Source organism: Streptomyces sp. rh34 (genome assembly GCF_002551245.1).
Lineage (GTDB): Bacteria > Actinomycetota > Actinomycetes > Streptomycetales > Streptomycetaceae > Streptomyces.
Genome location: NZ_NTGZ01000002.1, coordinates 62,961 through 74,196 on the forward strand (window position 1 = coordinate 62,961; position 11,236 = coordinate 74,196).

At 69.4% G+C, this 11,236-nt stretch carries 8 protein-coding genes and 1 tRNA gene; all 9 read left to right on the forward strand.

The window, feature by feature from the left end; translation table 11 throughout:
• The 9 genes from glp (at position 1) to fabD (ending at position 11,198) form a co-directional block, all read left to right on the forward strand.
• On the forward strand, positions 1–1,311 hold the full coding sequence (glp, locus tag CR470_RS01100; RefSeq protein WP_097865684.1) for a molybdotransferase-like divisome protein Glp: 1,311 nt from the start codon (positions 1–3) through the stop codon (positions 1,309–1,311).
• Between the two features lie 102 nt (positions 1,312–1,413).
• Positions 1,414–1,914: a cyclic pyranopterin monophosphate synthase MoaC gene (moaC, locus tag CR470_RS01105; RefSeq protein ID WP_097865685.1), complete on the forward strand. Its 501-nt coding sequence runs from the start codon at positions 1,414–1,416 to the stop codon at positions 1,912–1,914.
• A 155-nt stretch (positions 1,915–2,069) separates the two neighbouring features.
• Positions 2,070–2,513: a MogA/MoaB family molybdenum cofactor biosynthesis protein gene (locus tag CR470_RS01110; RefSeq protein ID WP_257138309.1), complete on the forward strand. Its 444-nt coding sequence runs from the start codon at positions 2,070–2,072 to the stop codon at positions 2,511–2,513.
• 17 nt (positions 2,514–2,530) lie between these two features.
• Positions 2,531–3,160, forward strand: a complete 630-nt coding sequence (locus CR470_RS01115; RefSeq protein WP_097865687.1) for a GNAT family N-acetyltransferase — start codon at positions 2,531–2,533, stop codon at positions 3,158–3,160.
• Positions 3,161–3,317: 157 nt separating this feature from the next.
• Positions 3,318–4,529: a divisome protein SepX/GlpR gene (gene sepX / locus CR470_RS01120; RefSeq protein ID WP_179892075.1), complete on the forward strand. Its 1,212-nt coding sequence runs from the start codon at positions 3,318–3,320 to the stop codon at positions 4,527–4,529.
• Positions 4,530–4,649: 120 nt separating this feature from the next.
• Positions 4,650–4,723: transfer RNA gene (locus CR470_RS01125), tRNA-Ala, on the forward strand.
• A gap of 489 nt (positions 4,724–5,212) precedes the next feature.
• Positions 5,213–6,763: an MFS transporter gene (locus tag CR470_RS01130; RefSeq protein WP_179892076.1), complete on the forward strand. Its 1,551-nt coding sequence runs from the start codon at positions 5,213–5,215 to the stop codon at positions 6,761–6,763.
• Between the two features lie 8 nt (positions 6,764–6,771).
• Entirely contained in the window at positions 6,772–7,374 is a 603-nt protein-coding gene (locus CR470_RS01135) for a TetR family transcriptional regulator (RefSeq protein ID WP_218923743.1), read from the forward strand.
• A 515-nt stretch (positions 7,375–7,889) separates the two neighbouring features.
• Positions 7,890–11,198 carry an ACP S-malonyltransferase gene (gene fabD / locus CR470_RS01140; protein ID WP_097865704.1) on the forward strand — a complete coding sequence of 1,103 codons (3,309 nt, stop codon included), beginning with the start codon at positions 7,890–7,892 and terminating at the stop codon, positions 11,196–11,198.
• Positions 11,199–11,236 lie beyond the last annotated feature (38 nt).

The window sequence follows — 11,236 nt, forward strand, 5'->3', positions numbered from 1 at the left end:
GTGAGCAGCACGATCTGGTCGGTGGACGAGCACCTGGACGACATCCTCGACGCGGTGAGGCCGCTGGAGCCCATCGAGCTGCAGCTGCCCGACGCCCAGGGCTGCGTTCTCGTCAAGGACGTCGTCGTGGAGGTGGCCCTGCCGCCGTTCGACAACAGCTCCATGGACGGTTACGCGGTCCGGGTCGCCGATGTCGAGGGCGCCAGCGAGGAGTTCCCCGCGGTCCTCACCGTCATCGGCGACGTCGCCGCGGGCAGTGCGGGGCTCGCCGACGACCAGGTCGTGGGGCCGGGACAGGCCGCCCGCATCATGACGGGCGCGCCGCTGCCCGCCGGTGCGGAGGCCGTGGTCCCGGTCGAGTGGACCGACGGCGGTACGGGCGAGGGTCCGGCCGCCGCCATGCGCGCCCACAGCGACGCGCCCGAGGGCGCCACCGGCGAGGTCAGGGTGCACCGGCCCGTCGTGGCCGGCGCCCATGTGCGTGAGCGCGGCAGCGACGTCAAGCCGGGCGATCTGGCCCTGGCCGCCGGGTCGGTCGTCGGCCCGCCGCAGATCGGGCTGCTCGCGGCGATCGGCTGCGCCACCGTGGTCGTACGGCCCCGCCCCCGCGTGGTCGTCCTGTCCACCGGCAGCGAACTGGTCCAGCCCGGCGAGCAGCTGACCGGCGGCCAGATCTACGACTCCAACAGCTTCGCGCTGACGGCCGCCGCCCGGGACGCCGGAGCCATCGCCTACCGGGTCGGCGCGGTGGCCGACGACGCCGAGACACTGCGCGCCACGATCGAGGACCAGCTGATCCGCGCGGACATGGTCGTCACCACGGGCGGTGTCAGTGTCGGCGCGTACGACGTGGTCAAGGAGGCGCTGTCCTCCGTCGGGGACGAGGACGAGCCGGGCGGCGGGGTCGAGTTCCGCAAGCTCGCCATGCAGCCCGGCAAGCCGCAGGGCTTCGGCTCGATCGGCCCGGACCACACCCCGCTGCTGGCCCTGCCGGGCAACCCGGTCTCCGCTTACGTCTCCTTCGAGTTGTTCGTCCGCCCCGCCATCCGTGCCCTGATGGGCCTCACCGACGTGCACCGCCCCACAGTCCGTGCCCGGCTGAGCGCCGACAAGGCGCTCACGTCGCCGGACGGCCGCCGCCAGTTCCTGCGCGGCCGCTACGACACGGAGGCGGGCACGGTCACTCCGGTCGGCGGTTCCGGTTCGCATCTGATCGCCGCGCTCGCGCAGGCGGACGTGCTGATCGTGGTGGACGAGGACGTCACCTCGGTGGAGCCCGGCACGGAGACGGACGTGATCCTGCTCGGCTGACCGCCGCCCGGTGGCGGTACGGTATCTGCCGCCGTGCCTTCCGGGGGACCCCCTCCGGTTCCCCGAGGCGTAACCGGCGCCCCTACCGCTAGGCGGAGTGAGTTGAGTACGCAGAACAGGCTGACGCACATCGACGAGGCGGGCGCGGCCCGCATGGTCGACGTGTCGGAGAAGGACGTCACCACCCGCGTCGCCCGCGCCTCCGGCCGGGTGCTCGTCTCGCCGCGCGTGATCGAGCTGCTGCGCGGCGAGGGAGTTCCCAAGGGTGACGCCCTCGCCACCGCCCGGATCGCCGGGATCATGGGTGCCAAGCGCACCCCGGACCTGATCCCGCTCTGCCATCCGCTGGCCGTCTCCGGCGTGAAGGTCGACCTGAGCGTGGCCGACGACGCCGTGGAGATCACGGCCACCGTGAAGACGACGGACCGCACCGGTGTCGAGATGGAGGCCCTGACCGCGGTCTCGGTTGCGGCCCTCACGGTGATCGACATGATCAAGGCCGTCGACAAGAGCGCGGTCATCACCGACGTACGGGTCGAGGCGAAGTCGGGTGGCAAGTCCGGCGACTACCGGCGCACCGCGCCGGAGGGAACGGGCACGTGACGCCGGCCGGGCCGGGAGCCCCCGGCCACGGACAGCGGACGTCCGGGTCGGGCGCCCCCGGCCACGAGCAGAAGGCGGCCGAGCCCACCGGCGCCGGACTCCCCTCCCCGTACACCGCTCTCGTCGTCACCGCCTCCAACCGGGCCTCCGCCGGGGTGTACGCGGACAGGGGCGGCCCGCTGATCGCCGAAGCGCTGACCGGCCTCGGCTTCACGGTCGACGGCCCGCAGGTCGTCCCCGACGGTGACCCGGTCGAGGCGGCCCTGCGCGCGGGCGTCGCCGCCGGGTACGACGTGATCGTCACCACCGGCGGTACGGGCATCTCGCCCACCGACGCCACGCCCGAGGCCACCCGTCGCGTCCTCGACCACGAGATCCCCGGTATTCCGGAGGCGATCCGGGCCGAGGGCCTGGCCAAGGTCCCGACCGCCGCCCTCTCCCGGGGCCTGGCGGGCGTGGCCTCCCGCACCCTGATCGTCAACCTCCCCGGCTCCACCGGCGGGGTGAAGGACGGGCTCGCGGTCCTCGGCCGGCTCCTGGTGCACGCCGTCGACCAGCTCCGCGGCGGCGACCACTCCCGACCGGGGAGCCCGAGCTGAACAACGCGACCTGGCCGGTGACGCTGACCGACGGCGAGATCGTCCTGCGCCCGATGAAGATGCGTGACCAGCGGATGTGGCGCGAGGTCAACCGGCGCAACCGCGACTGGCTGCGCCCCTGGGAGGCGACCGTCCCGCCGCCCGCCCCCGGCGGTCCGATGGCGCAGCGCCCCACGTACCGGCAGATGGTCCGCCACCTGCGAGCCGAGGCGAACGCGGGGCGGATGCTGCCGTTCGCCATCGAGTACGAGGGCCGGCTGGTCGGCCAGCTCACGGTCGCGGGGATCACCTGGGGGTCGATGTGCTCCGGTCACATCGGTTACTGGGTCGACCGGAGCGTCGCCGGGCGGGGGGTCATGCCGACGGCCGTGGCACTCGCGGTGGACCACTGCTTCCGCGCGGTGGGCCTGCACCGCATCGAGGTCTGCATTCGCCCGGAGAACGGGCCCAGCCGCAGGGTGGTGGAGAAACTCGGATTCCGTTCGGAGGGCGTACGCCCGCGCTATCTCCACATCGACGGCGCCTGGCGCGATCACCTGATCTTCGCCCTCACCGCTGAGGAAGTGCCCGAGGGGATGCTCCGGCGCTGGCGCCGGTCGCGCCCCGTGCCGCCGCGGGGCCCCGGGCTGCCCGACGAAATAAAATAAGTGTTCGAATTTGATCGCCGGGTGATCGCATGGCGTCGGGCTATCGGCGGCTGTTGATCCGAACCATCACAAAAAAAGTCCGTGATATCAGCCGGATCGTGCGACACACCGGGCCAATTGGCGGATCCTTCCGCGCAAACCCCTCTACGGTGTGAGCGTGAGCAGCAGCGGCCTCATCTACGCAGTCATCGTCGGGGCCTGGGCCGCCTACTTGGTGCCGATGTGGCTCCGCAGGCAGGACGAGCTCAACGAGGCCCGTCCGACGGAACGCTTCAGCACCGCCATCCGGCTGCTGTCCGGACGGGCGGCGATGGAGCGCCGGTACGCCAAGGAGCTGCGGGAGCGCACCGCTGAGGAGGCGGCGCCCGACGTCGACCCGGACCGGGAAACGGACCGTATGGAATCCGTGGACGTCCGGGCCTTTGCCGCGCCTCCGGCGCACACGGAAGCCCGGCTGACCGACCCGGCGCACGCGCCCGAGCGCGCCCCGGACCACCAGGCCTCCGACCGCCCGGCGCACGACCGGCGGGCGGGGCACCAGCCGCCCGACCGTCAGTCGCACGAACGCCGGTCCGGTGAGCGCCTTGCGGAGCATGTGCCCCCCGCCCGGCGACGCCCCGGCTCCGGCGTGGCCGACGCCGAGCGTGCCCGGCGCGCCCAGCGCTCCCAGGTCCTGGCGCGGCGCAGGCGGACCACCGTCGTCCTCTTCCTGGCCTTCACTCTCGGAGCGGTCGTCGCGGCGGTCGGCGGTCTCGGCTTCCTGTGGGCCCCCGCCGCGCCGGCCGTGCTGCTGAGCACGTACATCGTGCATCTGCGCGCCCAGGAACGCCGACGGTTCGCCTTCACCATGGACCGCCGCCGGGCCGAGGTCGCGGCACAGCGACTGCGCGAGAGCCGCCCCCGCAGGCACCAGCCCGCGGCCCCCGCCCCCGCCGAGCCCGACGACGACTCCGAAGCGCACCACCCGGCGCCGGAGCCGACGCCCACGGTCTCCCCCCAGGAGGCCGGCCGCCGCGCACTCGTCGAGCAGACGGATCACGCGGAGTGGGTGGACCAGCAGCGCGAGCGCGGCCGCGCCCAGGGCGACAGCTGGGAGCCCGTCCCCGTGCCGCTGCCCACCTACGTCACGGCGCCCGTCGCCCCCCGGGCCACGGGCGGCGTGGAGGTCGGCGACCCGGAGACCTGGAGCGCGGCCCGCTCCAGCACCGCCGAGCCCACCCAGACGGGTACGTCGCACCCGACGGCCCCCGCGGTCGACCCGGCCCCGCGCCGGCGAACGAACCAGTCCCGTCGCAACCGCGACCGGGGCCGGACCCCGCTCTTCGACCAGTACGACGACGAGGACCGGCCGCGTGCGGCCAACGAGTGAGGCCGGTGGGTCCCGGGGGTCCGGGGCCCACGGTGCTCCGGGAAACCCGACACCGCTGACCAGCGCGGGAACGGATTTCCAAGCACCCCTGTGAGGGTGCTAGAGTTTCACACGTCGCAAGGGCCTGTGGCGCAGTCTGGTAGCGCACCTCGTTCGCATCGAGGGGGTCTGGGGTTCAAATCCCCACAGGTCCACAGCGGTCCGTTCACGAGCTAGCTCGGGAACGGTTCACGAAATCCCGTCCAGTTACTTCAACTGGGCGGGATTTCGTGGTTCTCAGGCTTGATACGACGCGGCTGCTGCTCGGGGGAGCCCGCTCGGGCCCGTCATCGTCGCGTCCGCGCCGACCCTGCGCATCCGCCTCCGCCTGTACGACCTTCCTTCCCGAGGGGCGCCCCGTCATTGGCGGGGAAGACCGCCCCCAAGAAGCGGCGCACGCGCCCGGGGAGCTCCGTCGTCGCCATCAAGCGCCCCGGCGAGGGCAGGGCCGGGCCCTGTTGTAGCGGGTGGCGACATGCCCGGAAGGGTCCGCGACCCCCGGTCGAGGGCCTTGCGCCCTGGCAGGGGGCGCGCCGACGGGATCACCCCTCATCGCCGCCAACCGCGACAGCCGCAGGGGTACTTGAAGGGGCGTCACCCTGATGTTAGTTTGCAACATGTTGGTCACTAACATGAGGAGCGCGATGGTGCAGCGACCCGACAGCGCGCGGTGGTGGGTGCTCGGTGTCCTCTGTCTCGCGCTCCTGGTGGTGGGCCTGGACATCACGATTCTGAACGTCGCACTGCCGACCATCTCCAGCTCCCTGGGGGCGAGCACGGCTGAGCTTCAGTGGATCGTGGACTCGTACACCCTCGCCTTCGCGGCAGTGATGCTGCCGGCCGGTGTCCTGGGTGACCGTTACGGACGCAAGAAGGTGCTGCTCCTCGGGCTGGCGACTTTCACCGTGGCGTCGGTGTGGTCCGCGTTGGCCGGGTCGTCCACCGAACTCATCGTGGCCCGCACCCTGCTGGGTGCCGGCGCCGCCGTCGTGCTTCCGCTGACACTCGCCTTCGTGGCCGACACCTTCGATGATCGCGAACGCCCCAAGGCGATCGCGATCATCACCACGGCCTTCGCCGCCGGGCTGCCTCTCGGCCCCATCATCGGCGGCTTCCTGGTCCAGCACTTCTACTGGGGATCGGTCTTCTGGATCAACGTTCCCGTGGTCGCTGTGGCCGTCGTGGCCGGGTGGATGCTTCTGCGGGAATCCAGGAGCCCGGCCCCTCCTCCGATGGACGTGGTCGGCCTGATTCTGGTCATCGCGAGTGTCGTGGCCCTGGTGTGGGGTTTCATCACCGCCCCGGAGGAAGGCTGGGGGGCGGCGCTCACCATCTGCCTGCTCGGCGGTTCGGTTCTCCTTCTCCTTGCGTTCTTCGTGTGGGAGGCGCGTACCGGGGACCGGATCGTGGATCCGGCACTGTTCCGCAAGCCCCGTTTCACCTGGGGCACGATCGCCGCCGTAGTCGTCTCCATCGCGTTGTTCGCCGTTCTGTTCGTCGTGCCGCTGTTCCTGCAGGGAGTCTCCGGCAACGATGCCTTCGACACGGGGATCCGGCTCGTCCCGCTCATGGGCGGCCTCATGGTGACGGGTGCCCTCGCCGGCTTCGTCGACCGGAAGATCGGCACGAAGATCACCGTGGTGGCAGGCCTCGTGTTGTTGGCAGTGGGACTGGTGCTCCTCTCGCGGGTCGAGGCCGACAGTGGCTACGGCGTGGTCGCGGTCGCGCTCGCTCTGTGCGGGCTCGGTGTGGGGGCAGCGATGGCACCCGCGATGGAGGCCGTTACCGCGGAGGTCGGTGATGAGTCCGGAGCGGGAGCCGCGGTGGCCAACACGCTGCGGCAGGTCGGCGGCGCCCTGGCGGTAGCTGTTCTCGGAAGCATGCTGTCCACCGTGTACGCCAACAGGCTCTCCGAAGCCTCGGAGAGCCTGCCGGACGGGACGGTGGAGACCGCGAGCGAATCGGTGATGAACGCCGCCGCCATCGCCGACGAACTGGGCCCGGCGGGCGAGGCATTGAGCACGGCCGCCGGGGAGGCGTTCGCCACGGCCATGTCCGGCGTCATGATCAGCTGCGCCGTCGTGGTCCTGATCGGTGCGCTTCTCTGCGGCATCTTCCTGCCTGCCCGGGCAGGCGGTACCACCGAGGGAAGCGCGGTGAAGGCTGGATCGGAAGACCTCGTCGACGTGGAATGATCCGGGCCATGACGGGTTCAGAGGGCAAGTCCGACTGGCGTGAGCGCAAGAAGGCCGCCACACGTCGCACTCTGCAGAGCCACGCGATGCGCCTCTTCCTCGAGAAGGGGTACGAGGCGACGAAGGTGGAGGAGATCGCGGCTGCGGCAGGAGTGTCGACGATGACCTTCTTCCGCTACTTCCCCACGAAGGAGCACGCGGCCGCCGAGGACGACTACGACTTCCTGATCACGCAGCTGGTCGAGGACTGTTCTGCGGGTGAGCCGCTCGTACGGCGGATCCACACCGCGCTCCGGGGCGGGCTGGCGCAGGTCTACGCGGCTGACCGGCAGGCGCTGCTCGACCGCACTCGGCTGGTCCTGATGACGCCGGCGCTCCAGGGGAGAATGTGGCAGAACCAGGCGATCACTCAGCAGCACATCGTCCAGGCGCTTTCCCGGGAGGACGAGACCGAGAAAGATCCTCTCCGGATCAAAGTGCTGGTCGCAGCGAGCCTTGCCGTCGCCACGACCGCGATTCTGGAATGGGCCGCGGCGCCGGCTGAGGCGGAGTTGCCCGATCTCATCGACGCTGCGTTCGCGACGCTGGAGGCAGCGCAGCACCAGCCGTGACCTCGAAGGTTGGTCATGTCGCTTCTCGGTATCCGCGAAGCGCTCCTCCGTAAGACGCTGAGCCGCTTCCCCGTCGAGCGAGTCAACCCGGATCCTGTTACTCATCGGTATATCCATCCGGCGAGCTACATAGTCGAATCCCTAACGCCGGTAAGCCTTGAGAGCGGCGCCTGATCCTATGTAAGCTCCGTCGTGTCGGGATCAGTCACCTGGACGACTCGACGGCAACGGGGTGGGGGTTTCAGGTGAGGTTAGGCGTTGGCCGGTGAAGATTTTCACCGGCTAGAGTGCCTGCGCTCGGCTGACGAGCAGCAGTTTTGGCAGCGCTATCTCCCGAATCGATGCGTACGGGACTGACGGAGCGATCCGCTCTGCGCGTCGAGCTCGGTAACCATCTGCTGCGTCATGGAGCCCGAGGGTGTGCTGAATTCGTGCGCGCACACTCAGGCAGTCATTCAGCGTGAGGGATTGAGGTAGCCAACGGGGGGCTTGTCGTGTCCGAATCCTTAGTTTTTATGTTCTCCGGCCAGGGGTCTCAATATTACGGGATGGGCCGGGAGTTGTGGCGCTCAAATCCAGCCTTTGCGCGTTCGATGCGGTCTTTGGACGCGGTGTTCGCGGACGCTGGACTGCCAGGCGTTCTGCGAGAGATCTACCGGGAGGACCGGGGGGCTGCGCACCCGTTCGATCAACTCAGGTACACGCATCCGGCGATCCTGATGGTGGAGCTCTCCCTGGTGGAGATGGTCCGGGCTGAGGGGATCCAGCCCGACCGCGTGCTGGGGGCGAGTCTGGGCGAGTTCGCGGCTGCGGCGGCGGCCGACGTACTGGACGTCGAGGACCTGGCCCGCTCGATCGCGGCGCAAGTGCGGCTGGTGGACCGGCACTGCCCGCCCGGCAGCATGATCGCTGTCCTGGATGACATCCGTAAATACCGGAAAGGCGGCCACGAAGGGCCCCTTGACGAGAGCCTCTGTGGAGGGCTCGAACTGGCTGCGGTCAATTTCGGCCATCACTTCGTGCTCACCGGAGAACCGGGGCAAGTAGCGCGGGAGGAAGCCCGGCTCAAGGCGAGCGGAGTGCTCTGCCAAGTGCTGCCGGTGACCTTTGCCTTTCACTCGCGGCTCATGGACGTGGCGGCAGAGCCCTACCGGCAAGCACTGTCCGGTCTCACCGTGCGCCGGCCAGGCGTGCCCTTCGTCTCCTGCGCCACCGGGGCGGCCATGGATGATCTCGGAGTCGACCATTTCTGGCGCATGGTCAGGGAACCGATCAACTTCCAGAAAGCGATCCGCTCGCTGGAAGACCAAGGCGATCCATGTCTCTACGTCGACCTCGGGCCCTCTGCGACCATGTCCAATTTCGCTGCACGGAATCTGTCCGAGAATTCCCGTTCCAGGTCTGTCGCGCTGATCGACCCGTTCGCTCGAGAAGGGCATGGGCTGGAGCGCCTGCGGAAGCTGTCCAGGCGTTCCCGACGTGCCCTGTCAGGAAAAACCACAAACCGTGGAGAGCGCATGAAGGCAATCATCTTTCCCGGCCAGGGTTCGCAGTCCCGCGGAATGGGAGGTGATCTCTTCGCCCGCTTTCCGGAGCTGGTTTCCGGCGCCGATGATGTTCTCGGATACTCGATAGCGGACCTCTGCAAGGAGGACGCGGACCGCCGACTGGATCTGACTGAATTCACTCAGCCTGCTCTCTATGCCGTTTCGGCACTGGCCCATCTGGACAGGACGGGCGGGGGATGGCATGGGGCCGGCTTCTTCGCAGGTCATAGCCTCGGCGAGTACACAGCGCTCTTCGCCGCAGGCGCGTTCGACTTCCTGACGGGCCTGCGTCTGGTCAAGGAGCGGGGTCGCCTGATGGGCACGGTCAGGAACGGTGGTATGGCGGCGGTCGTCGGAATGGGTGAGGAGCGGATCGCATCGGTCCTGGCGGACGCCGGCCTCACCGAAATCGACATCGCCAACTACAACTCAGCCGACCAGGTGATCATCTCCGGGCCCAAAAACATCGTTCACGGTGCACGCGACGTGTTCACCGCAGCCGGAGCCAGCGGCTTTGTCCCCCTCCGGGTGAGTGGCGCCTTTCACTCACGCCACATGGCCTCCGTCCAGAGGGAGTTCGAAAGGTTCCTTGAGGGGGTCACCTTCGGGAGGCTTTCCGTGCCCGTCATCGCGAATGTCACGGGGCGGGAGTACGAACAGGACAGTGTGCGTCGCCTGCTGTCCGAGCAACTGGTCCGTCCGGTCCGATGGGAACAGAGCGTCAGACACCTCTTGGCGCAAGGCGTCACCGAGTTCGAAGAGGTCGGTCCGGGCACGGTTCTGACCCGACTGGTCGGCAAGATCCGGGAAACGACCGCACCAGTGCCGACGCTCCCGTCGCCCAGGCCCGCACCGGCTCCGGCGCCCGCCCCGCAGGCGGTTCGGGAAGCGGTGGAGGTCGGCCGAGACACAGCCGACGAGACGTCAGGCCCGCAGTCGCTCGGAAGTGCCGCGTTCCGGCGTGCCTACGGCGCCAGGTACGCCTACGTCTGCGGTTCGATGTACCGCGGTATCGCCTCCGAGGAGCTGGTCATACGCGCGGCCCGCGCTGGGCTGCTCGCCTTCTTCGGCAGTGGTGGTCTGGAGCAGGACCGTATCGCTTCGGCCATCACGCGCATCGTGGCCGGAGTCGGTACCGACGCCCCGTTCGGGGTGAACCTGGTCCACAATCCGACCTTCCCCGCGACGGAGGACGACACGGTCCGGCTGCTGCTCTCACGCGGGATCCGGGCCGTGGAGGCCTCTGCCTTCATGAGGGTCACCCGGGCGCTCGTGCACTACCGGCTCAGCGGGCTCACCAAGGGCCCGGACGGCGAGGTGAGAATCGCCAACCGGATCCTCGCCAAGGTCTCCCGGCCGGAAGTGGCCGAGAGCTTCCTGAGCCCTCCACCGGAGCGGCTGGTCGGGCTCCTTGAACAGGAAGGGCTGATCACCGCCGAACAGGCGGCACTGGCGGCGGGGGTGCCCATGGCGGACGACCTGTGTGTCGAGGCGGACTCCGGAGGGCACACGGACCGCGGGAATCTCATGGTGCTGCTCCCGACCATGTTGCGCCTCCGTGACCGCATGGCGGAGGAGCTCGGCTACCCGGCACGGGTGCGGGTGGGAGCCGCGGGCGGGATCGGGACGCCGGAGGCAGCCGCGGCGGCGTTCCTGCTGGGCGCCGACTTCGTACTCACCGGCTCGATCAACCAGTGCACGGTCGAAGCCGACATGAGCGACCTCGCCAAGGACATGCTGCAGCAGATCAACGTGCAGGACACCGATTACGCCCCGGCCGGGGACATGTTCGAGATCGGCGCGCAGGTGCAGGTCCTCAAGCGCGGTGTGTTCTTCCCCGCCCGCGCGAGGAAGCTCCACGAGTTGTACCGGCGTCACGAATCGCTGGAAGAGATCGATCCGGAGACGCGCGCGTTGATCGAGCAGCGCTACTTCCGCAGGTCACTGGATGACGTCTGGCAGGAGACGAGGGACTACTTCGCCCGGCGGGAGCCCAAGGAGCTGGAGAAGGCCGAGCAGAACCCCAAGCACCGGATGGCCCTGGTGTTCCGGTGGTACTTCGGTCACAGCCAGCGGGCCGCCATGGCCGGATCGGCCGACAACCGCGTGGACTTCCAAGTGCACTGCGGTCCCGCCCTGGGCGCCTTCAACCAATGGGTCAAGGGCACGCGGATGGAGAGCTGGCGCGAGCGCCACGTCGACGAGATCGGAACCCGGTTGATGGAGGCGGCCGCCCGGCAACTGAACGCCACGCCCGTGCGGGAGGCCGGCCGATGACCGGTTCGGACGGATCTCGCGACAAGGCCACGGACAGC